Here is a 22,629-nt window from a genome sequence, read left to right on the forward strand (position 1 = left end):
GTCAGAAGGGGCGGCCGCCGCCTGCGCCGAAGTTGGTTTCGTGGCTCCACAGGTGGGTGCAGCCGGGGCACTGCAGGTGCAGCAGGCTTCCCGTGGTGCGGATGAGATAGCGCCAGTGGTCCGAGCAGTTGCGGCCGTCGGAGCAGGGGGCGCAGTCCCTGTCGTCGCGGCATCCCGGGCAGGGGACCCAGGCCCTGCGTCCCAGGTCGGCGTGCGGATCAATCGGCAGCATGCCCCGCCCCCCGGTACGGCAGGACCCCGGCGGCGACGAGCATGTCGTAGATCTCCTGCTGCCGCTCGTCGAGGCCCGAGTAGAGCAGGTCGTAGGCCTCCTCCTCGCCCCGCATCACCGCGATCGGGTCCCAGTCGTCTCCCAGGGCCTCCATGACCGCGGCCCGCCGCCGGGCCTCCTCAAGCGTGAGGTCGATCTCGACGACGACGTGTGCGTTGCTGTTGTCCTGACTCATGAGACTTTCCTGTGGGTCGCTCTGGGCTTTCCTTGGCGGGGTTTCGCGGGGGCCGGGCCCGTGGGCTTCCCCGCTGCTTCGTGGGGCTCGCGGAGCTCATGGGCTTCCCGCACGCCTTCACGGGGTTTCCGTGACGGAGACGTGGCGGATCTTTGTGATCAGTCGGACATCCGGCGACGCGCCACGAGGCCTCTTTATACCTTTTTATACCTTATGTCGTTTTTCTTGCCTAGTTCGTGACGTGTCTCACGGGATGTCGTGCCATGGTTGACCTGAACATATGTTGAGGTCTTAGTGTTCGGGGAGGCCACACCTGGAGGGCGGCCACGCCCCGTCTCCACGCGGACGCGGTCACGCGGCGGTTTTGTCGGTGACGGATGAGAGCCTTTCGGTGTCGTCAACCTGTTCGAAGAGCGGTCGGAAGGCCACCACCCCCCCGGAGAAGAGCGATGGACATAGAAGTCACCGCGTGGACGTCGATGTACCACGCGATGCACGCCCAGAACGAGCGCAGGCCCTTCTCCCGGGCGACCCTGCGGCGCATCGGCGCCTTCGCCAGGCCGCACCGCCGGTTCCTGACGTGGTTCCTGCTGCTCAGCGTCACGACGGCGGTTCTCGCGGTCGCGACTCCCGTGCTCGCGGGCCGGGTCGTCAACGCGATCGTCGAGGGCGCCGACTTCGGCCTCGTCGTGCTCCTGGCCTCCCTGATCGCCGTCATCGCGGTCGTCGAGGCCGGGCTCGGGCTGGTCACCCGCTGGCTGTCGGCGAGCATCGGCGAGGGGCTCATCCTCGACCTGCGCACCACCGTGTTCGACCACGTGCAGCGCATGCCGATCGCCTTCTTCACCCGCACCCGCACCGGCGCCCTGGTCAGCAGGCTGAACAACGACGTCATCGGGGCGCAGCGGGCCTTCAGCGACACCCTCTCCGGCGTGGTCGGAAACATCGTGACGCTCGTGCTCACGCTCATCGTGATGGTCGGGACCTCCTGGCAGATCACCCTGCTGGCCCTGCTCCTGCTGCCGCTCTTCGTGCTGCCGGCCCGCCGGATGGGCACCCGTCTGGCCAGGCTCGAACGCGAGTCGGCCGACCACAACGCCGCGATGATCACCCAGATGACCGAGCGCTTCTCCGCGCCGGGCGCCACGCTGGTGAAGCTCTTCGGCAGGCCCAGGCGCGAGTCGGCGGAGTTCGAGGGGCGGGCCAGGAGGGTGCGCGACATCGGCGTGCGCACGGCCATGTCCCAGTCGGTGTTCGTCACCGCGCTGGTGCTGGTCTCCGCGCTCGCCCTGGCCGTCGTCTACGGCCTCGGCGGGTTCTACGCGCTGCGCGGGCAGCTCGAACCGGGCGCGGTCGTGGCCATGGCGCTGCTGCTCACCCGGCTCTACGCCCCGCTGACCGCCCTGGCCAGCGCGCGGGTCGAGGTGATGACCGCGCTGGTGAGCTTCGAGCGGGTCTTCGAGGTGCTCGACCTCAAGCCCCTCATCACCGACGCCCCGGACGCCAGGCCGGTGCCCGAGGGGCCGGTCTCCATCGAGTTCGACGGGGTCGGCTTCGCCTATCCCTCGGCCGACAAGGTGTCGCTCGCCTCACTTGAGGAGGTCTCGACCCTCGACACCCGTGGTGGCGTCGAGGTGCTGCACGGGGTGTCCTTCCGGGCCGAGCCCGGGCAGATGGTCGCGCTGGTGGGCTCCTCGGGGGCGGGCAAGTCGACGATCGCGCAACTGGCGGCCCGTCTCTACGACGTCGACAGCGGCGCGGTGCGGCTGTCCGGTGTCGACGTCCGTGACCTGAGCGCCGAGTCGGTGCGTGAGACGCTCGGCATGGTGACGCAGGACGGGCACCTGTTCCACGAGTCCGTCCGCGCCAACCTTCTGCTGGCCCGCCCTGAGGCCACGGATGAGGAGATCTGGGAGGTGCTGCGGCGCGCCCGGCTGGCCGACCTCGTCTCGGCGCTGCCCGACGGGCTGGACACGGTCGTGGGTGAGCGCGGATACCGCCTGTCCGGTGGTGAGCGTCAGCGTCTGACGATCGCCAGGCTGCTGCTGGCACGCCCCCGGGTCGTCATCCTCGACGAGGCGACCGCCCACCTGGACTCCACCTCGGAGGCCGCCGTCCAGGAGGCCCTGGGTGAGGCGCTCGCCGGGCGGACCTCGGTGGTGATCGCCCACCGGCTCTCCACCGTCCGCGCCGCGGACCTCATCCTCGTGGTCGAGAACGGCCGCATCGTGGAGCGCGGCACCCACGCCTCCCTCCTCGCCGCCGGCGGCCGCTACGAGGAGCTCCACCGCACCCAGTTCAACCAGTCAGAGGAGAAGGAGCCCGTCCACTGAGCCAGTCTCCACGGTCTGAACTCGTCCCTACGGTCTGAGCCCTCTTTCTCAAGGGCTCGGGGCGTGGGGACGCAGCCGATGAGACCGCGGACCGGGGCGTCAGAGAGGTGCTTGGGCCGGCGAAGAGACAGCCGCTCCGCCACAACTTGCGATATCCCGGCGATACGAAGAGCGCGACTGATCACAGCTCGCCATTGAGGTCGAGGTCACGGCCGGTTCCGAACCGGCCGTGACCTCGTCTCGCGAGTTTCCACGGGCCTCTACGGGTCTCTGCGCGACAGAGCGGCTCCCGCGGCGGCAAGCGAGACCACGATGTAGCCGAGCAGCACGAGCGTCGCCGCCATGGGCGGGAACCAGTCACCCGTTATCCGTCCGGACAGAAGGTTGGACGCCATCGGCAGCGTGAGCGAGCCGATCCATTCGTGCCAGGGAGCGGGCAGGAACGAGGTCAACGGGGGAACGACGAACAGCAGCGCGAAGATCGAGACGAACGCGGCTCCGGTGGACCTCAGAAGTGTCCCAAGTCCCAGGCCCACGAGCGCCATGACCATACAGCTGAAACGGCCCAGGACGCTAATGAGGGTAAGGGCCTCTGGTGTGATCCGTCGAAGTTTCCTGCTCTTGAAGGACTGATCGAGGGCGTCGTCCCGAGGGGGCACGAGCTTTCACAGATCGCGCCCACCTCGCGGCAACACCGTCTCAGCCAACCACCGTTTTTGGTGGTCTAGCTGAGACGCGTGTCTTGGAACGGCCACCCCTTCACAGAAGGGATGTGGGCCGTGCGCCCCGGACTTTCGGTACGGATCTTGCTCGTCGCTTTGGCAACCACCCTGTCTCTGCTGGTTGCGGACATCGCGAGTGTGCTGTCCTGGGCAGCGGACGGAAGCATTCCACGCGCACTGCTCTACGGTGGTGGGGCGTTCGTCGTATGGATGACCCTTTCCGTCTCTCTCTGCTCAGCTCTGGGAATGCTCGACAAAGACAGCGGGCAGTGACGTACCTCCCGGTCGGGCGATCGGACGGGTGCCGTTACGCGTCCACCAGCTGCATGAACGTCCCGAAAATCATCTTGAACCGGACAGTGTTTGGGGTGGTGTTCGATGTCGGATGTCTTTTCCCAGGTCAACACGGCACAAATATCGAACAGAATCTCGATTCTGTCCGGTTCCCGGGACACCGCCTGACCAGGTCCAGAGCAGCGGAGGTGACGCGGGGAAGTCTGCCCCTGCGCCGGGCATAGCCATCCACAGCCAAAACCCTGAATTCTACGAAACCCTCGTTAGCACAGCTCAGACAGCACTTCGTCGAAAATTTCTTCGTTGCCACCGGGACCCCTCGAAGGAGGTATTCCTCAAGCAGTCTGCTGGTCTTCTCGTCGATCCGGAGCCGGACACCCGGCCGATCACCGCCACCGCGACCATACCGGCCGTGGCCACCAGAGCATTGCAGTTCATGTCCTCTTGGGCATCTGCTGGGTGGCGCAGTGGATGCCGCCGCCGCCCTCGCCCAGAGTGTCGACGCCCACCTGAACGACCTCGCGGCCAGGGTAGAGGTCGCGGATGATGGAGACCGCGTCCCTGTCGGCCTTCTTGTCGCCGAAACGGGGCAGGACGACGCCGCCGTTGACCACGTAGTAGTTGACGTAGGTGGCCAGGAAGCCCTCGCCACGCCGACCGACGTCCTCGGGTTCGGGCAGTTCGACCAGTTCCAGCCGCTTGCCGCGGGCGTCGACGGCTGATCTCAGTACCGCGTGCGCCTGGTCGTAGGCGGCGGTCCAGACGTCCTGCGGGGCGTCCTCGGGCGGGGTACTGACCACAACGACTCCGGGCTCGGAGAAGCGGGCCAGCGCGTCGATGTGGTAGTCGGTGACGTCCTTGCCCTTGACGCCCTTCACCCAGATGAACGTGGTCGCGCCGACGGTCCGGGTCAAGGCGGCCTCGATGTCGGCCTTGGTCTTGCCCGGGTTGCGGTTGTTGTTGATCAACGAGCTCTCGGTGGCCATGAGCGTGCCGACGCCGTCGACCTCGATCGAACCACCCTCGCCGACGATGGGCGCGGCGATCCGGGCGACCTTCTCCATGGCCAGGATCTCGCGGGCGACGCCGGAGTCACGACCGTGTTCCTGCTTGCCGCCCCAGCCGTTGAAGTGGAAGTCGACCCCGGCGAGCTTCTTGCCGTCCAGCACGAAGGTGGGGCCGATGTCGCGCATCCACAGATCGTCGACCGGGATCGAGACCACCTCGACCTGGGAGCCGCAGGCATGCTGCGCCGCCTTGACGTCCCGGGGGCCGGCCAGCAGCACGACCGGCTCGAAGCCGGCGATCACGCGGGCGACGCCGGCGATATCGTCGCGCACCCCGGCGATGTCGGCCCCCCAGATCAGCTCGGTCGGCCATGACATGAACGTCTGCTCGTGCGGATGCGTCTCCTCGGGCATCAGCCATCCACCCTTCGTGCCTGTTGCGGCCGGAATGTTCTGTGCCGTGGCAGGCGTCGACCCCGCCCCCTTTTCCGTCGAGGACGGACCGCAGGCGCCCAGCGCGTCTCCGACGGCCGCCAGAATCACGGCTTGCAGTGCCTGACGTCGCGATATCCGCACAACAGCCCCCTGACTGAAATTGCCGCGGTCGCCGTACCCACATCAAGATCGAAGCTTCTGTCATGGGAGACGAGGGCTGGGGGCTGGCTGGAGTCGCCCGTGAACATGAAGGTGGAACGTACCTACCCGGCTGGCGAACTTCTATCTGGTCTACGCCTTCTGCGCCACTTCTACTGAGTCGGCGCCGGTTCGACTGAGCCGGGACAGTCAGGGCGTGTCGGTTGCCGTCGGTCCGGCTGCCTGGCTCCTGACAACCGGCCGTGCCGGGGCGGAGCAGTATCTTGAGCGGTCGTCAGCGGGATGGAAGAGCCAGCTGGCTCAGGGCACCGGCGGACTCGTTTGGGAATCGACTTCACCGGCAACCCAAGGCGAGACGCTCTCGCGCATCCGCGTCTCAACGGCAACGAGAAGTGAGACGAGTCCGGCGACGCGATCTCACCCCCGATTACGTTCGTCCAGCTCGGCGACCAGGCCGCCGACAAAGATCAAATGAGACAGAACAACCAGCGCGGCACCCGAGCGCCCCGATTCGGCCCTGTTCTCGTACAGCCCCGGCGAATGGACGTGTAGCGCTGGGTAACGCTCGGGGCTGCGCTCGCCGTGAAGGCTGGTGGTAGCGATGGTTCCGTTTCGAGGTCGGCTGAGTGGCCTGATGGCTCGTCAGGGTGCTGCCGCAGTAAATGCCGGATTTACTGCCGCCCGTCTCCCCCGTCGCCGCCATCGACGACCCTGCGCTGCCGGAGGTGCCGGTCAAGTCGTCGGCGGCGCGAGCAGACGAGATGAACGCCGGCACCGTCAACCGGGAACTGTCCATCACCGCAAGGCGATCGGCTGGTGGCAGCGCCAGGGCTGGATCGTCTGCGATCCGACGATCGGCATCGAGCGGCGGCGGGCCCCGCCGGACCGCACCAAAGCCCTCGCGGAGAACCAGATTGCCGCCCTGCGGCGTCTCGACATCGCGCTGCGGGAGAAGACGTTTATGAGTCCGCCGCCCGCGCCAATGAGGTGCTCTACCTGAACGTGGAGGACCTCCACCCGCAGGACAAACGTGGGAAGACCACCGCCAAGAGGGGCGACGGAGTGGATCCACTGGCAGTTCTCCGGAGCGGTACGCACGCCCCGGCATCGACGCCGTCGCCCGGCATGTCGCTGAACGCGACTCCGTAGCCCGCCACCGACGCTGGGCCTCACGCCGACACCACGGTGTACGGGGAGACATGGCCGTCGAGTGCGTGCCTGCCGGCGGCCAGTAGACTCGGCCGCCGTGGCGGACACTCAGTACGAAGACCTTTTGCGGCTGGTACACACCTCCGGGACGGCCAAAGCCGACCGGACGGGTACCGGCACCCGAAGTGTCTTCGGGCATCAACTACGCTACGACCTCTCACAGGGGTTCCCGCTGGTCACCACCAAAAAGGTGCATATCAGGTCCATTGTGTACGAGCTGCTGTGGTTCCTGCGTGGCGACTCGAACGTCGGCTGGCTACAGGAGCACGGCGTCACCATCTGGGACGAATGGGCTGACGTGAACGGCGAACTCGGTCCGGTTTACGGCGCGCAGTGGCGATCCTGGCCCGCCCCGGATGGCAGGCACATCGACCAGGTCAGCGAGGTTCTCGACACTCTGAGCCGGGACCCGGACTGCCGCCGGATGATCGTCTCCGCCTGGAACGTCGCCGAGCTCGACAAGATGGCTCTCGCGCCCTGCCACGCCTTCTTCCAGTTTTACGTCGCCGACGGCAGGCTCTCCTGCCAGCTGTACCAGCGCAGCGCGGATCTGTTCCTCGGCGTCCCGTTCAACATCGCCAGCTATGCCCTGCTCACGCACATGGTGGCTCAGCAGGCCGGCCTCAAGGTCGGCGACTTCATCTGGACCGGCGGCGACTGCCATATCTACGACAATCACGTCGAGCAGGTGACCGAGCAGCTCTCGCGCACCCCGTTCGAGTTTCCCGGGTTGCGTCTGCGCCGGGCCAACTCGCTTTTCGACTACGCCTACGCCGATGTGGAGGTGCTCGACTACCAGCACCACCCGGCCATCAAAGCCTCGGTCGCGGTGTGAACGTCGGGCTGATCTGGGCGCAGACCCTTGATGGCGTGATCGGTGCGGACAATGCGATTCCGTGGAGCCTGCCTGAGGACATGGCACATTTCAAGGCAACCACCCTCGGCCATCCCGTGGTGATGGGGCGCAAGACGTGGGATTCGCTGCCTCCACGCTTCCGCCCGCTGTCCGGCAGGCGCAACATCGTGGTGACTCGTGATCCGCAGTGGGTGGCCAGTGGTGCCGAACGCGCTGAGTCTGTCGCCGAGGCTCTGGAGCTTGCAGCCCAGCCGTTGGAGCGAGCTGCCCCTGCAACAGCATGGGTGATCGGAGGCGGGGAGATTTACCGGGCCGCCCTGGAGTACGCAACAATGCTCTCGGTGACTGAGGTCGACTGGACAGTGGACGGCGACACCTATGCGCCGGCACCGGGCCCGACGTGGAGAGTCTCCGAGGATAAAGGCTGGCGGTCTTCCGTGTCCGGACTGCGCTACCGCATCCGCAGGTACACCCGGTGACAGTTGACTCACGACCCCGGTGGGCTGCCCCATCCTGCGCCATGTGAGGGTTGGGCACCGTAGCCGCCCTGATACGGGCCGTCCACGGGGCACCGCACACCGGAGCCAGTGGGTTCGTCCTCAAGGACACCCCGCCCGCTGACCTTCTTTCCGCCGTCCGTGTGGTCGCGCGAGGGGAGTCCCTGACCTCGCCGGCCGTGACCCGCAGGTTGATCGCGGAGTTCGTGCGAAGCCCCGGGCCGGTGAGCACGCGAGGCCATGGCCGCCTACTCGCCGGTGTCACGGACAGGGAGCGCGAAGTGCTCTTCCATGTCGCGCGCGGCCTGTCGAACACCGAGATATCCGACCATCTCCATATCAGTCTGGCAACCGTCAAGACGCACATCGGCAGCCTGCTCGCCAAGCTGAGAGCCCGTGACAGAGCCCAGCTTGTCATCGTCGCCTACGAGTCCGGGCTGGTCGGCGCCGCACGGAGAAAGTGACCCGCCCCCCGGCGGCGAACCGAAGAGGACGTCAGCCCAGGAGGTTGGGGAGGCGGTCGTTGACGATGCCGTACAGGAGGTCCAGGCTCTCCTCGACCGGGAGGTTCGTGTCGAAGCGGACCAATCCCTCCTCGTCGGCGACGATCTGGTAGTTCATGTAGAGCTGCTGGTCGTGGTCGGCCTCGATGTAGGAGTCACGCCAGTCGGTACGGCGTCCGACCCGGCCCTGCGAGACCTGGAAACCCGGGTCGCACAGCAGCGTCAGGTCCGGCCTGGGCACGTGCTTGCAGATCTCGAAGAACCACTCCTCGTTGGCGAAGCCGCGTGCCCTCATCTGCGCCAGCGCCGTGAAGACGTACCTGTCGGTGATGACCGTGCGCCCCTCGCGGAGGGCGGGCAGCACCACCTCGTGGAGGTTCTGCAGCCGGTCGCTGGTCAGCAGGCAGATCAGGGCGCGGTAGTCGACCTGGTGCCGCTCCTCCGGGTGGTAGATGTAGCGGGTGAACAGCGGGGACTCCCGGGCATACCTGGACGGCTGCATGGTCACGACCGGTTCCACACCACCCGAGGCCAGCCGCTTGGAGAGCCCCTCGATGAGGCTGGTCTTCCCACTGCCGTCCATGCCGCAGAAGGCGATGAACGTGCCGGGGAGGTCGTGGTCGTAAAGGGGAAGGGCCATGTCCGGGCTCCTCTCAGAGTCCTCTCTTGGGCAGATGACGGTACAGCTGATGGGGCGGCCCCGGGGCAAGCCGGTTCCTCTCGGGGCCGGACGGTGCTCCGGCCCCGGGCCGGGTCAGATGGCGGTGTAGCCGCCGTCCACCAGCAACTCGGTGCCGGTGACGAACCGGGCGTCGTCACCGGCGAGGAAGTGGATGGCACCGGCGATCTCCTCGGGGCGTCCCTCGAAGCGTAGCGGCGCCCCGAAGGAGTGACGCTCCCGCCGGGGACCGTCGGCGGAGGTGTAGACGGTCTCGGCGAGTCTCCGGGTGTTCTCGCCGAGCCGGGTGGCCGTCCGTCCCGGGCTCACGATGTTCGCCCGCACGCCGTACGGGGCGTTCTCCACGGCGAAGGCGCGTACCAGCTGCACCAGGCCCGCCTTGGACGCCTCGTAGGCGGCGCACCCGCCACCGGCGCCGATCACGTGGGCCGAGACCGAGCCGACCGCGACGACCGAGCCGCCGGAGGAGAGCCGCAGCAGCGGCGCCGCCCGCTTCAGGCACAGGAAGGGGCCGGTGAGGTTGACGCCCAGGATGTAGGACCAGTCGTGTTCCGACATGTCGGAGACGAACCCGTCGCTGGTGACGCCCGCCGCCAGGACCAGGGTGTCCAGCCCCCCGGCGTCCGCGATCCCGGCGAAGAGGTCCTCGACCTGCTCGGCCACGGAGACGTCCACCGCGTACGGCCGGACCCGGTCGGCGCCGTGTTCGGCGGCCAGCCGTTCGGCGGCCTGGGCGAGGGCGGTCTCGTCGCGGTCGACCAGGGTGACCTGGTCGCCGCGTTTGAGGAAGATCTCGGCGGCGGCGTGACCGATGCCGCTGGCGGCACCGGTCACGCACACGCGACGGGGAGCCGTCACCGCCTGCCTCCCAAGGCACCGGGAAGTTCGCCGCCCGAGGGGCCGGGGAGCGCGCCGCCCGAGGCGCGGGGGAGTTCACCGCCCGAGGCACCGGGAAGTGCGCCACCCCAGGAGCCCGGAGTCTCGCGGGGCGTCTGACGTTCCCGGGAGGTCGTCACTCCCACTCCACGGTCGCCGGGGGCTTGCTGGTGATGTCGTACACCACGCGGCTGATGCCCGGCACCTCGTTGACGATGCGGTTGCTCACCGTCGCCAGGAAGTCGTGGGAGAAACGCGACCAGTCGGCCGTCATCCAGTCTTCGGTGTCCACGGCGCGCAGGGCCAGGACGTCCTCGTAGGTCCGGGCGTCGCCGAGCACGCCGACGGTCCGCTCGGAGGTGAGGACGGCCAGCGCCTGCGCGGTGTGCCGGTAGAGACCGGCCGCGCGCAGCTCCGAGATGAAGATGTGGTCGGCCCGGCGCAGCCGTTCCAGCCGCTCCCGGGTCACCGCGCCGGTCATCCGTACGGCGAGGCCGGGGCCGGGGAAGGGGTGGCGGTCGACGATCTCCTCGGGCAGGCCGAGGCTGCGGCCCACCTGGCGCACCTCGTCCTTGAACAGGAACGACAGCGGGTCCAGGAGTTCCAGGCGCATGGTGTCGGGCAGCCCGCCCACGTTGTGGTGCGTCTTGATCTTCGCCGCGGCCGAGGAGTGGCGCTTGGAGTCGCCGGCGCTCTCGATGACGTCCGGGTAGGTGGTGCCCTGGGCGAAGAAGTCGGCGTCGCCGAGGGTGGGGGCGACCTCCTCGAAGACCTCCATGAAGCTGCGGCCGATCCGGCGGCGCTTCTCCTCGGGGTCGACCACGCCGTCGAGGGCGCTGAGGAACTTCTCGCTGGCGTCCACCTTGACGACGCGCATGTTCAGGTGGCGGGAGAACACGTCCATGCACTGCTCGGCCTCGCCGAGGCGCAGCAGCCCGTTGTCGACGAACACGCAGGTCAGCTGGGAGCCGACGGCCCGGGAGACCAGGGCGGCGGCGACGCCGGAGTCGACTCCGCCCGACAGCGCGCAGATGACGCGCCGGTCGCCGATCCGGGTGCGCAGCCAGTCGACGGTGTTCTCGATGAACGACGTGGCCGACCAGTCGCCCGCGCAGCCGCACAGGTCGAGGGCGAAGTTGCGCAGCAGGTCGCGGCCGAAGGCGGTGTGCGCGACCTCGGGGTGGAACTGCACGCCCCAGAACAGGGCGCCGTCGCCGATGACGGCGATCAGGCCGTCGCCGCTGCGCGCGAACACCTCGAAGCCGGGCGGCACCTCGACGATGTGGTCGGTGTGGCTCATCCACGCGACGGAGTTCGACTCGACGCCGGTGAGCAGGGGGGAGTCGCCTTCGAGGAGCACCTCGGCGCGGCCGAACTCCCGGCTGGGGGCGGAGGCCACCCTGCCGCCGAGGGAGTGGGCGAGCAGCTGGGCTCCGTAGCAGATGCCGAGGACGGGGATCCCCAGGTCGAGCAGTCCTTCGGGCAGTCCGGCGGCGCCGTCGTCGTAGACGCTGTGCGGGCCGCCGGACAGCACGATCCCGCGCGGTTTGCGCGCGGCGATCTCCGAGACGTCGGCGGTCGCGGGCATCAGTTCGCAGTACACGCCCAGTTCACGGATTCGGCGGGCTATCAGGAGGCTGTACTGCGAGCCGTAGTCGAGCACGACCAGCTCAGCCTGCTCGACGGAGGGGCGGTTGAAGGTGGGGCTCACGTCGGAGCGTGACATGCGAATCCATTCGGGCGGTCTCGGTGGTCCCACGCGGGTTCCACAAGTACTCAGATCATACGTATTAAGTATGAGGACGAGGCCTGGAAACAAGCCCCGCGTGAGGCCCTTCACATTTATGCAGGTCAAGGCCTCGTGACTGATTGGAGAGCCAGCGGATCCGGCCCTCGTGAACGGTAAACCTTCTTAACTATAGGTCCTTGACACTACCAAAGTCATACGTATGATGAGGCTCACTTGTAAGCCCGTTTGTGGGCTAATGGGTGCTTTGGCCGCCTGAAAAAGCGTGTCTCCCGCCCATAACTCTGCAGCTGGGAGTGAGCACAGATGTCCACCAAATCTGAACTCCAGCGGTCCATCGACGGCGGGGCCATCCCTCCCTTCGTCTACTGCTATCCGGTGCGTTCCTCCTACCGCCCGCTGGATCCGGGACGGGCCGTCGAGGCCATCTGGGAAGAGGACCTGAGCCATTCGCCGACGCGCGAACTCAACCTCTACCTGCACGTTCCCTTCTGCAGGTACAAATGCGGGTTCTGCAACCTGTACACCGTCATCTCCGAGGACGCGGACGTGTACGACGCCTACACCGAGGCGCTGTGCGCGGACATCCGCAGGCACGCCTCGGTGATCCGGGACCGGCGATTACGGACGGTCTACATCGGCGGGGGAACGCCGAGCCTGCTGCACCGCCGCAACTTCGACCAGATCTTCGACACGCTGACCGAGGTCTACCCCAACTGGCGCAGCACCACCGAGGAGGTCGCGGTCGAGGCGACGCCCGACTCCATCGTCGACCGGCCCGACACCCTGCGCCACCTGATCGCACGCGGCCTGACCAGGGTCAACATGGGCATCCAGTCCCTGCGGCCGCAGGAGATCCGTGAGGCGGGACGCGGCCAGGCCAACGAGCGCACGGTCCGCAAGGCGATCGAGATCGTCAAGACGACGGACCTCGCCAACCTCAGCACCGACCTGATCATGGGATTCGCCGGACAGGACGACCAGTCCTGGCGCGAGTCGGTCGACGAACTGGTCTCCCTGGCCCCCGAGACGATCAGCACCTACTTCCTGACGATCCGCCCGGACGCCTGGTTCTCCAAGACCGGCAGGTACCGGTACATGCGCAACGGCGCCCTGTACGACCGCTACGACTACGCGCAGGAGAAACTGCTGTCGGCGGGATACGTCCAGGAGTCCAACGTCCGGTACAAGAAGCCGGGACGCGGGGGCTACGTCCAGAAGGTCCTGCAGTTCCACGGCGTCCCCGTGCTCGGCCTGGGCGCCGGGGCGCGGACCTACACCAACACGGTCGACTACATCGTCGGCGGCAGCGCCAACCCCACGCTCGCCGAGGTCGGCGACTACATCAAGGGCGCCAACACCGGCAGCCTCGCCCCCCGGGCCGGGTTCGTCTACGACGACGTCGAGCGGATCCGTAAGCGGCTGGCCCTGGACCTGTTCGACCTGAACCTGCACGACCTCGACAGGTACGGCTACCGCGAGCACGCCCACCTGTTCGAGCCCGTCCTGCTCGCCGCCGAGGAACTCGGCCTGCTGACCCGCCTGCCCGGGGACCGGGTGCAGCTCACCAGGACCGGCTTCAAGTACCGCGACATCATCTCCTGGATGTTCTACTCCCCGGAGGTCGTGCGCCTCGACGAGGAGTTCTACCGGGAGCTGCACAACCAGAACTCCCGGGCCACCCGCCTGCTCGGCAACCCCTCGTTCATCTCCGGCCTGTCGGCCGCGGTCTGAGAGGGGACGAGATGCCGGTACTCGCCGTCCTCGGAGCCCACTGGGGAGACGAGGGCAAGGGAAAGATCGCGGCGGCCCTCAGCCGGGACGCCCACGTGTGCGCCCGCTTCCAGGGCGGGCCGAACGCCGCACACTCGGTGCTCGCGCCGGGCCGTACCGAACCGTGGGTGCTGCGGATGGTGCCCAGCGGGATCCTGAGCGGGGCCGTCGGCGTCGTCGGCGGCGGCTGCGTCATCGAGCCCAGGATGCTGCTGAACGAGGTGGCGACGCTGCGCGCCGCCTTCCCCGACGTGACGGACCGCCTGCGCGTCTCCCTGCGGGCCCACGTCATCACCGCCGACCACCGGGAGGCCGACAGCGCCGGAAGCGGCGTGGGCAGCACCCGGATGGGCGTCGGCCAGGCCTACCGCGACAAGGCGGCGCGCACGGGACTGCGGGTCAAGGACCTGCTGACCGGCGGGGACCGCCTGCCCGCCGACCTGCGGCCGGTCGCCGAGGAGTTCGCCGACCTGATCGGCCACTGCTGTGTCGACGAGGTCGCCTACCTGCGCGACCGGCTCGACCACGGCGCGCGGGTGGTCGCCGAGGGCGCCCAGGGCAGCAGGCTGGACCTCGACCACGGCGACTACCCCTACGTGACCTCAAGCAACACCACGGTCGGGGCGGTCCTCACCGGCCTGGGGGTCGGCCCCAGGGACATCGCGAGCGTCCTGCTGGTGACCCCCGCCTACGTCACCAAGGTCGGCGGCGGTGAACTGCCCTCACGGCTGTACGGCGAGCTCAACGCCGAACTGCAGGAACGCGGCGAGGAACTCGACCGCGCGACCGACCTGATGCGGGACACCGGCTGGCTCGACATCGGCTGGTTGCGCAGCGCCTGCCGCCTCAACCAGGCGGACGGGATCGTGATGACCAAGTTCGACGTGCTCGCGGGCTTCCCGGCGATCGGGCTCTACGACCAGGACAGGGCCCCCGCGGTACGGATGCTCCCCGGCTGGAGCGCCGGGGACGTCGCCGCCGCGTCCGGGGGCGCCGAGGCGCCGCCCATCGCGGCCTACCTCGCGGAGGTCGAGCGGCACTGCGCCACCCCGGTGGTCGCGGCGGGCCGCGGGGCGGGGCTGGACGACTGGTGGTGGCGCGGTGACGAGGAAGACCTGTGGAGGTCGCCCGACCAGGCCCTGGTCGTGAACTGATGATCGAGGTCGACGTGGGCGACGCCGTACTCGGCAACCTGCGGATCGGGATCAGCCCACTGTGGGAGACGGTCGCGAGCCTGTCGCTGCTCAGCAGGCGGGACGCCTGCCCGTGGCCGTACACCGTGTGGGCCAGGAACGCCAGGCAGGCACTCGCCAGGGGACGCGGGGGTGAGGCCCTGGCGTGGTTCGCCGGGGTCGGACTCCCGCTGCCCGCCTTCCTCACCCCGGCCCCGCCGCCGGGGGCGGCCGGGATCGACGAGGAACTCGCCGCGCTGCGCGCCGTACCCGAGGAGACGGTCAGGGAGGAACTGGCCCGCCGCCACCCGTCGGGGACGCCGGAGCCGTTCGCCCGGTTCGCCAGGGAGCCCCGGGAGGCGCTCGACTGGTATGCGGACCTGCTCCAGGACTACTGGGCGGCCACGGTCGCGCCGTACTGGTCGGCCATGCGGCCCGTCCTGGACCAGGAGGTGCTGCTCCAGGCCAGGGTGCTGGCCACCGCGGGCGGCGGGGCCGTACTCGGCAGGCTCGGCGGGCGGCTGCGCTGGGACCGGCCGACGCTGAGCCTCAACGACTCCTCGGCGTCCCGGCGCGACATCCGGGGCGCGAGCAGGCTGGTGCTGGTCCCGCTGCTCTTCGCCCGCGGCACGCCGTTGTGCGCCACCGGCTCGCAGGAGGAGGTGGCGATCGCCTACCAGGCGCGCGGCTCGGCCGTACTGGCCGGTGGACGGGCGTCGGGGGCGGTCAGGCAGGACGCGGAGCCGGAACGCGGTGACCGGCTGGCGATCCTGGTAGGACGCGGCAGGGCCGCCATCGTCAGGGCGCTGGCGGTTCCCACCACCACCTCGGTGCTGGCGACGACCCTCGGCCTGGCGGCGAGCACGGTCTCGGAACACCTGACGGCTCTGGTCGCCGCCGGTGTGGTGCAACGGCATCGAATCGGTGTACGTGTGATGTATGAGCTGAACCGGTCAGGTCGGGCGCTGCTGGAGTATCTCGACAACGAGACCGTGCACCCGGCCGCCTGACGCCTGTTCCAGGAAGGACCACCGCATGCCACCGACGACGACGCCGTTGATGACGCCGTCCCTCACCGCCGACGAGAAGACCACGCTGCACGCCTTCCTGCGCTACCTGCGGGAGTCCGTGATCGCCAAGTCGGCGGGCGTCGACGACGAACAGGCCGCCAGGGAACTCGTTCCCTCGGGCAAGAGCCTGCTCGCGCTGCTCAAACACCTGACGGTCATGGAGCTCGGCTGGGTGAGCTGGGCGTACGCGGGCGTCGACCTCCCCTCCGAACTGTGCGACCAGGAGGTAAGGCCAGGGGAGACGGCCGAGGAGGTGATCGCGGCCTACCGCGCCGCCGCCGCCCGTTCGGACGCCGTCATCGACGGCTGCGCGTCCCTGGACGCACCCGGCGTGCGGACGCTGCGCCCGACCGCCCCGGCCACGCCGACCATGCGCTGGGTGCTGGCCCACCTCATCGAGGACACCGCCCGGCACACCGGCCACGCCGACGTGCTGCGGGAGCAGATCGACGGGCTCGCCGGGAACTGGAAGGGCAACACCCGGTGGTGAGCGGGCTCCACGAGGTGGAGACCGTCTTCACCGAAGGGCACGTCGAGATGCTCGACTGGTCGGGCGGCCCGGTGCTGGCCGACCAGGACGAGAAGGGCGTGCTGCTCACCGGCCCCGACGGTACGGTGCACCGGATCGACGACGAGGCCGACGTCACGATCTTCGCCGGGGACGAGGCCGCCTTCCTGTCCGTCCACCGGGACGGCACGACCCTGCGGGTCGTCCAGCGGCCCCTGCGCGGTGACCCGGTCACCTGGGAGGCCCCCCTGACGGGTGCCGCCGCGCGGGGGTGGGCGCCGTTCGACGCCCTGCCGGGACGGCCGGTCGGCGGGACACGGGGCGTCGCGCTGGTCGTGGAGACGGACACGGGCGCCCAGGCGATCCTTGAGGCCTTCCCCGGCGGGACCGGGCGGATCCACCCGAACCGGTGGCCCGGCGAGTCGCCGGTCCACGTGGACGGCGGCCTGAACCTGGCCGTGACCCAGCTCCACGACGCCCCCGACCGGCCGGTGCTCCACGTGTGGCCCCTGGATCCGGACCTTGACGACCCCGTGGAGAGACGGGTCGAGGGACGCTGGCTCGACGTCCGCGACGGCCTGGCGCTCGTCGAACGCGACGGCAGGCCGGTGACGTGGCGGCCGGGCACGGACGTCGTCACCGACGAACTCCGGATCGAGGGAGACCTGGTCGACGCGCGTTTCCTGGGATCGGGCACGGACACGATCGCCGTGGTCGTCACCTCCGAGGGCGCCGACAGCCTGGTCGTCGTCGACCGGGCGAGCGGCGCCCGGCGGGCCGTACCGCTGCCGCCGGGCCGGATCCGGGTCTGCTCCGCCCACGCCGGGGGTGTCGGGCTGCGCCTGACCTCCGTCGTGAACGGCGGCGTGTGGGCCTGGCTGGCACCGGACGGGACAACGCGCACCGCGCCGGGAGGCGTCCCGCCGCTCGGCGGCGGCGCCGTCTCCAGCCACCGCTGGCAGGGCGCCACCCCCATCCACGTCCACCTGCCGGGAGGCAGGCCGACCGGCGTGGTGATCTCCCTGCACGGCGGGCCGGAGATCGTCGAACGGGACGAGCTCCGCTTCGACGGGCTCTACCGGAGACTCCTGGAACGCGGGATCGCCGTCCTCGCGGTGAACTACGCCGGATCGTCGGGCTACGGGGCGGCCCACACCAGACGCGCGTGGCGCGCCTGGGAGGAGACCCTGCGGGAGGATCTGACGGCCTGTCTGACGTTCGCCGAGCGCAAGGGTGTGCCCCGTGACCGGACGATCCTGCTCGGCGCCAGCTTCGGCGGCGGCCTCGCGCTGCTCGGCAACGCCATCCTGCCCGGTACGGCCGGCGTGGTCGCCTGCTCACCCCTGGTCGACCTGGTGCGCCACGTGCGCAGGATGGTCGAGGAGGACCCCCGCTGCCGGGCCTGGTTCACCCGCAGGTTCGGGGACCTGACCGCCGAGGGAGCCGTCGCCCCCCTGGACCCGGTACGGCTCGCCTGCCCGGGAGGCGGTCCCGTCTTCCTCATCCAGGGCGACCGGGACCCGATCTCCAGCCTCGGGGACGTCCGGGACCTCGCACGGCTGGCGGCCGAACGCGGCCTGCCCTGGGAACTCGTCGTCGAGCCCGGCGTCGGCCACCGCCCCGCCACCCTCAGGCAGGCGCTGAACCGCTACCGCAACCTCATGGAGGCCCTGGAGAAGTTGGCCGGTCAGTGGGGGCATTCGGCTGGAACCGAATTCCTTGTCGGGCCCGCGGACGCCACCTAGGGTCACGATGGCGATCAGCCGTCCGTCCAGGAACCCCTGAACCCGGGAGAACCCATGAAGCCGTACGTCAGACCGCAGCCCATGCCCGAGGAGCCCCAGGAGGAGGGCTCGGCCGAGTCCTCCAAGCCCCTGAAGCCCTACGTCAAGTCGCAGGCCAAGCAGGTCGCCTACAACACGGTGCTGCGCGTGGTCGCCTGAGCAAGGACTCCCCCCAACCCCTGAGGTGCACATGTGCGGTCTGGCCGGTCTGGCCCGTATCGACGGCGGCCACACGGACGCCACGACGGACGCGCTCCTGGAACGGATGGCGCGGATCATCGCCCATCGAGGCCCCGACGACCGGGAACTGCTGCGGCAGGGACCGGTCGGCCTCGCCTTCACCAGGCTCTCCCTGGTCGATCCGGAGAGCGGCGGCCAGCCCCTCTCGACGGAGGACGGCGACCTCGTCCTGATCGCCAACGGCGAGGTCTACAACCACCGTGAGCTGGCCGCGAGGCTTCCCGCGGGCACCCGGCTCAAGGGGGGCTCCGACTGCGAGGTCCTCCTGCACCTGTACCGCGAGCGGGGCGACGCCTTCCTCGACGAGGTACGCGGCATGTTCGCCATCGTGCTGTGGGACCGTCGCCGGGGACGGCTCGTCCTGGCTCGCGACCGGTTCGGCATCAAACCGCTCTACTACCACCGTGACGGCCGGCGCGTGGTGTTCGCCTCGGAGATCAAGGCGCTGTTCGCCGACCCGGCCACGCCACGCTCCCTGGACTGGGAGCAGGCGCTCACCCACCCCATGCTCAGCGCCGCGCCGTACCCGCACCGGGCGGAGGTCCCCTCCACCTGGTTCACCGGGATCGAGTGCGTCCCCGCGGGCCGGATCGTGCAGATCGACCTGGCCGACGGGACGACCCGCGAGCACACGTACTGGTCCCTGCCGACGGCCGATGCGGACGCCTCTGAGGAGGAGTTCGTCCGCCGCTACGGCGAACTGCTGGCCGAGTCCGTGGCCGAGTGCGCGACCGCCGACGCCGAACTCGGGGTCTTCCTCAGCGGCGGCGTCGACTCGGCGGCCGTCACCGCCCTGGCCACGCCGTACGCGGGACGGCTGCACACCTTCACCGTGCTGTCGGCGAGCACTCTGCGCAACGGCGACGCCGAGCACGCCTCCTGGCTCGCCGGGAAGCTCGGCCTGCCCAACCACCAGGTGTGCTTCGAGGCCGACCGGATCCCCTCCCCGGACGAGTGGAAACGGCTGCTGTGGCTGATGGAGCACCCGCAGTGCGGGCCCGAGCAGTACTACAAGCACGAACTGCACCGCTACGCCAAACAGGCCAGGCCGGAGCTGCGGGGCATGCTCCTGGGGGCCGCCAGCGACGAGTTCAACGGCGGCTACTCGGTGGACTACAGCGGGGGAGGCGGCTGGGACGCCTTCGTCGCGACCCTCGACTCCATGGCGTGCTCCGGCGCCCTGCGGACCCGTCCCGGCCTGGCGCCCTGGTGGACGCGGACCGACGTGCCGCTGCTGTCCAGGGAGCTGCTCGCCGTACGTGAGGACCCCTACCGGGCCTACCTGGCCGCCGAGTACAGCAAGATCCAGCAGTACAACTGCTGGCACGAGGACCGTACGGCCGCGGGCAGCGGCATCGAGGCGCGGGTGCCGTTCCTCGACCACCGCCTGGTCGAACTGGTCCTGTCCATCCCGCCGAGCCACAGGAAACGGCTGCTGTGGGACAAGACGATCCTGCGGGAGAGCATGCGGGGCGTGCTGCCGGACCGGATCGCCGCCCGGGAGAAGGTCCCCTTCTTCTACGGCGAGGGGCAGCGCCACACCCACCGGGTCTTCCTGCGGATGCTGCGCGGGGACGGGGCGGCGCTCGTTGAGGAGGCCCTGGCCGCACCGGGCGCCTCCGGCGCGCTGGACGGCTCCGCCGTACGGGGACTGCTGGGGTCGCTGACGGAACGGGACGACCTGGCCCAGGTGGAGATCCTGCTGAGGCTGGTGAACCTGGGGCTGCTGTCCCAGATGGTCGGCGATCTTCCCCCGCCCGTCGTGGACATGTCCGCCGGCCCGGTCCCCGTCGCCTTGGGCGGTGAGAACGAGGCGCGGACGGAGGAGATCCTCGGCTGCGCGCCCTCCGTCGAGCCGGGGTCGGTGCCCGCGCAGGAGGACGGCTTCCTCCTGCTCGCGGACACCACGGCCGAGGGGACCTGGTACGTCGCCGTGGACGGCGCCGTCCGGTACGTGCTGGAGAAGGACGACGACTGGCTGGACCTGCTGCGCTCCGTCGACGGCGCCCGCTCGGTCGCGGAGATCGCCGAACTGACCGGGCGGCCGGGGGACCAGGTGGCACGGCAGGTCGCCGAGGCCGTCGAACACGGGATGTTGCACCTGATCGAGGAGGGGACGGGCCATGCGGGTTGACCCGAGCGGACACCTGGCGGAACTGGCCGCGCGCGGGCTGCTGCCCGAGGACCACCAGGCCGTCTACCTGGCCGGATCCCTGGTCCGGGGCTGGGGCAACTCGGGCAGCGACCTCGACGTCTACGTCGTGTCCACCGCCCAGAGAACCGCCCCGAGCACGGCTCTCGCCCCGGTCGCGCTGACCCCCGACCACGTCCCCGTCGAGGTCGTCCACGTGGACGGCGTCAGGTGGGACATCGAGTACTGGACCGACTCCCAGGTCGACCAGATGTTCGCCAAGGTGTCCTGGGAGGAGTTCGACACCAACCACAGCGTGGCCGACCTGCTCACCTCCCACGAGATGGACTTCCTCGAACGACTCGGCAGCGCCGTGTCCGTCACGGGGGAGTCGTGGCTGGCCGGGCGCAGGACACAGCTGGAGTCCTCGGCGATCCGCTCGATTCTGGTCAGCCGCGCGCTCAACCTGTCGGACCTCTTCGTCGAGGACGCCGTCGGCCAGCTCAAGGCGGGAGACGTGGAGAGCGCCGTGCTCTCGGCCAAGCTCGCCTTCGGCTACGCGGTCAACGCCCTGCACGTCTCGTGCGGGGAGTTCGGCCACAGCGCCAAGTGGCGGGCACGCCGGTTCCGCCAGGTCGAGCAGACCATCATGCCCTTCGAGGAGTACTGGACGATCGAGACCATGCGGGGGTACGACCCGGCGAACCCGGCCGCGTGGGTCGAGGACGTCGTACTGGCGTGCCGCCGGATCTCCATGGAGGTCGTGATCTGATGGAACAGTTGTCCCCCGAGGCCGTACCGGTGCCCAGGCTCGACGTCCGGGTGCGCAACGTCGGTGGCACGATCACCGTCGCCTGGGGCGAGAGCGTCTTCGAGCTCTCCGAGACGGCGGGCTTCCTGTGGAGGCGCGTGGACGGCCGCAGGTCGCTGCGCGAACTGGCCCTGCTGCTGGCCGGGGAGTACGCGGTCGACGCCGAGACCGCGCTGCTGGACACGGCGGAGACCATGACGGCGCTTGCCGACGGCGGGCTCGTGCGGTTGAGATGAGAGACACGCCGGAGGACTACGGCAGCCGTTTCGAGCGCTGGGACGAACGGGCGGCCGTCAGGGTCAAGCCGCAGCCCGTCATGGACCCCCCGGCGCCGGACGCGCTGTACTTCCCCCCGGAGCTCGTCCCCGTGCTGCGCCATCCGCTGGTCGCCGAGCGGGGGGAGCGGGCGGTCCACGACGCCCTCGCCCAGCACCTCTACCACTACCTGCACTTCACGGTCGAGCTGGAACAGCTCGCGATCATCCCCGTCGCGGCCAGGATCGCCAGGGGGCGCTCCGGGCTGGACCTCCCGGAGCGGATGCGCGCCGACGCCTACAAGATCGTGACGGACGAGGCCTGGCACGCCCAGCTCTCCTACGACCTGATCAGGCAGGTCGAGGCGCGCTCAGGGGTCGAGTGGGCCGACGCGGGCACCCCGGCCTTCCTGCGGCGCCTCGACGCCGTCCGCAGGCGCCTCGACCCCCGGGTTCGGGGGCTGGAACGGCTGCTGTTCGCGGTCGTCAGCGAGACGCTCATCTCGACCGTCCTGACCGACATCCCCAGGGACCGGCGGCTGCCGGGGGCCGTACGCGACCTGGTGCGCGACCACGCCGAGGACGAGGGCAGGCACCACGCCTACTTCCGTGACCTGCTCCAGCGGCTCTGGCCCGCGCTGAGCGCCGGGGAGCGCGCCTGCGTCGGCCCTCTGCTGCCCGCGATCGTCGCGGCGTTCGTCGAGCCGGACCGTGAGGCGGCGGCCGTCGTCGCCCGGTCGGCGGGGCTGTCGCGCGAGGAGGCCAGGACCGTCGCGGCCGAGTCGCTCTCGGTGGAATGGACGGCCCGGGACACCGCGTCGAGGGCGCGGACCGTCGTACGGTATTTCGAGGAGGCGGGAGCGCTCGACGACGGCGCGACCATGGAGGCGTTCGTCTCGGCCGGGCTCCTGAACAACGTCCGGGACGGGTGAGAGCGCGCCTCTTTTTCCCCTTCGATCCGATGGGGAATGCCTGGATGGAATACTTGTCCTGGCATCGGATCACAGAGCATCGAGTGGCAGCGGTGTACGGGGTCACGGGTCACGGGGAAGAACGCGATCTGTCTGTGCGCCATGACGAACACATAGGGTGATTAGACATG

The 22,629-nt window shown here is 69.5% G+C and carries 21 protein-coding genes; 14 read left to right on the top strand and 7 right to left on the bottom strand.

Translation table 11 applies throughout. The features are described from left to right. Position 1: 1 nt before the first annotated feature. On the bottom strand, positions 2-232 hold the full coding sequence (locus ACIBVQ_RS10415) for a hypothetical protein (protein ID WP_352011072.1): 231 nt from the start codon (positions 230-232) through the stop codon (positions 2-4). After that, positions 219-467 (bottom strand): DUF6400 family protein, encoded by a 249-nt coding sequence (locus ACIBVQ_RS10420; RefSeq protein WP_352011071.1) that lies wholly within the window; start codon positions 465-467, stop codon positions 219-221. The genes ACIBVQ_RS10415 and ACIBVQ_RS10420 overlap by 14 nt, the downstream gene beginning before the upstream one ends. Before the next feature lie 449 nt (positions 468-916). Here ACIBVQ_RS10420 and ACIBVQ_RS10425 point away from each other — a divergent pair, with 449 nt between their 5' ends. Further along, entirely contained in the window at positions 917-2,800 is a 1,884-nt protein-coding gene (locus ACIBVQ_RS10425; RefSeq protein ID WP_352011070.1) for an ABC transporter ATP-binding protein, read from the top strand. A gap of 260 nt (positions 2,801-3,060) precedes the next feature. On the opposite strand, the gene ACIBVQ_RS10430 is transcribed toward ACIBVQ_RS10425, so the two are convergent. Together ACIBVQ_RS10430 and ACIBVQ_RS10435 are read right to left on the bottom strand one after the other, a co-directional pair. Continuing rightward, positions 3,061-3,345: a hypothetical protein gene (locus ACIBVQ_RS10430; RefSeq protein ID WP_362912371.1), complete on the bottom strand. Its 285-nt coding sequence runs from the start codon at positions 3,343-3,345 to the stop codon at positions 3,061-3,063. Between the two features lie 905 nt (positions 3,346-4,250). Beyond that, complete coding sequence (locus ACIBVQ_RS10435) at positions 4,251-5,237, bottom strand: agmatine deiminase family protein (RefSeq protein WP_399176878.1); 987 nt, start codon at positions 5,235-5,237, stop codon at positions 4,251-4,253. Between the two features lie 1,426 nt (positions 5,238-6,663). Between ACIBVQ_RS10435 and ACIBVQ_RS10440 the strand changes: the two genes are divergently transcribed. From ACIBVQ_RS10440 to ACIBVQ_RS10450, 3 genes are read left to right on the top strand one after another with little or no spacing between them, the layout of a single operon-like run. After that, positions 6,664-7,461, top strand: a complete 798-nt coding sequence (locus tag ACIBVQ_RS10440; protein WP_362912377.1) for a thymidylate synthase — start codon at positions 6,664-6,666, stop codon at positions 7,459-7,461. After that, positions 7,458-7,961 carry a dihydrofolate reductase gene (locus ACIBVQ_RS10445; protein ID WP_362912379.1) on the top strand — a complete coding sequence of 168 codons (504 nt, stop codon included), beginning with the start codon at positions 7,458-7,460 and terminating at the stop codon, positions 7,959-7,961. The genes ACIBVQ_RS10440 and ACIBVQ_RS10445 overlap by 4 nt, the downstream gene beginning before the upstream one ends. A gap of 50 nt (positions 7,962-8,011) precedes the next feature. Continuing rightward, entirely contained in the window at positions 8,012-8,443 is a 432-nt protein-coding gene (locus ACIBVQ_RS10450; RefSeq protein WP_399176880.1) for a DNA-binding response regulator, read from the top strand. A gap of 31 nt (positions 8,444-8,474) precedes the next feature. On the opposite strand, the gene tmk is transcribed toward ACIBVQ_RS10450, so the two are convergent. From tmk to guaA, 3 genes are all read right to left on the bottom strand, one after another. Further along, positions 8,475-9,122 (bottom strand): dTMP kinase, encoded by a 648-nt coding sequence (tmk, locus tag ACIBVQ_RS10455; protein WP_362777816.1) that lies wholly within the window; start codon positions 9,120-9,122, stop codon positions 8,475-8,477. Positions 9,123-9,236: 114 nt separating this feature from the next. Beyond that, positions 9,237-10,019 carry an SDR family oxidoreductase gene (locus ACIBVQ_RS10460; protein ID WP_362912381.1) on the bottom strand — a complete coding sequence of 261 codons (783 nt, stop codon included), beginning with the start codon at positions 10,017-10,019 and terminating at the stop codon, positions 9,237-9,239. A gap of 154 nt (positions 10,020-10,173) precedes the next feature. Continuing rightward, positions 10,174-11,763 carry a glutamine-hydrolyzing GMP synthase gene (gene guaA / locus ACIBVQ_RS10465; RefSeq protein WP_352011067.1) on the bottom strand — a complete coding sequence of 530 codons (1,590 nt, stop codon included), beginning with the start codon at positions 11,761-11,763 and terminating at the stop codon, positions 10,174-10,176. A 327-nt stretch (positions 11,764-12,090) separates the two neighbouring features. On the opposite strand from guaA, the gene ACIBVQ_RS10470 reads away from it, so the two are divergent. The 10 genes from ACIBVQ_RS10470 to ACIBVQ_RS10515 are packed head-to-tail and all read left to right on the top strand — an operon-like array spanning position 12,091 to position 22,459. Continuing rightward, complete coding sequence (locus ACIBVQ_RS10470) at positions 12,091-13,518, top strand: radical SAM protein (protein ID WP_352011066.1); 1,428 nt, start codon at positions 12,091-12,093, stop codon at positions 13,516-13,518. Between the two features lie 11 nt (positions 13,519-13,529). Continuing rightward, the gene (locus ACIBVQ_RS10475) at positions 13,530-14,711 is read left to right on the top strand and encodes an adenylosuccinate synthetase (protein ID WP_399176883.1); all 1,182 of its coding nucleotides are present in this window, start codon (positions 13,530-13,532) and stop codon (positions 14,709-14,711) included. Beyond that, positions 14,711-15,739, top strand: a complete 1,029-nt coding sequence (locus ACIBVQ_RS10480; protein ID WP_352011064.1) for a winged helix-turn-helix domain-containing protein — start codon at positions 14,711-14,713, stop codon at positions 15,737-15,739. The genes ACIBVQ_RS10475 and ACIBVQ_RS10480 overlap by 1 nt, the downstream gene beginning before the upstream one ends. A gap of 25 nt (positions 15,740-15,764) precedes the next feature. After that, on the top strand, positions 15,765-16,289 hold the full coding sequence (locus ACIBVQ_RS10485; protein ID WP_352011063.1) for a DinB family protein: 525 nt from the start codon (positions 15,765-15,767) through the stop codon (positions 16,287-16,289). Continuing rightward, positions 16,286-18,052 (top strand): alpha/beta hydrolase family protein, encoded by a 1,767-nt coding sequence (locus ACIBVQ_RS10490; protein ID WP_399176886.1) that lies wholly within the window; start codon positions 16,286-16,288, stop codon positions 18,050-18,052. Before ACIBVQ_RS10485 ends, ACIBVQ_RS10490 begins: the two co-directional genes overlap by 4 nt. 54 nt (positions 18,053-18,106) lie before the next feature. Further along, positions 18,107-18,250 carry a hypothetical protein gene (locus ACIBVQ_RS10495; RefSeq protein WP_362912389.1) on the top strand — a complete coding sequence of 48 codons (144 nt, stop codon included), beginning with the start codon at positions 18,107-18,109 and terminating at the stop codon, positions 18,248-18,250. A gap of 31 nt (positions 18,251-18,281) precedes the next feature. Continuing rightward, on the top strand, positions 18,282-20,465 hold the full coding sequence (asnB, locus tag ACIBVQ_RS10500) for an asparagine synthase (glutamine-hydrolyzing) (RefSeq protein ID WP_399176888.1): 2,184 nt from the start codon (positions 18,282-18,284) through the stop codon (positions 20,463-20,465). Beyond that, complete coding sequence (locus ACIBVQ_RS10505) at positions 20,455-21,234, top strand: hypothetical protein (protein WP_362777832.1); 780 nt, start codon at positions 20,455-20,457, stop codon at positions 21,232-21,234. The genes asnB and ACIBVQ_RS10505 overlap by 11 nt, the downstream gene beginning before the upstream one ends. Beyond that, entirely contained in the window at positions 21,234-21,509 is a 276-nt protein-coding gene (locus tag ACIBVQ_RS10510) for a PqqD family protein (RefSeq protein WP_352011058.1), read from the top strand. The genes ACIBVQ_RS10505 and ACIBVQ_RS10510 overlap by 1 nt, the downstream gene beginning before the upstream one ends. After that, a complete protein-coding gene (locus tag ACIBVQ_RS10515; RefSeq protein WP_352011057.1) occupies positions 21,506-22,459 on the top strand; it encodes a diiron oxygenase in 954 nt (317 codons plus the stop codon). Before ACIBVQ_RS10510 ends, ACIBVQ_RS10515 begins: the two co-directional genes overlap by 4 nt. Positions 22,460-22,629: the final 170 nt, after the last annotated feature.

The organism is Streptosporangium sp. NPDC049376 (genome assembly GCF_044466505.1).
GTDB lineage: Bacteria > Actinomycetota > Actinomycetes > Streptosporangiales > Streptosporangiaceae > Streptosporangium.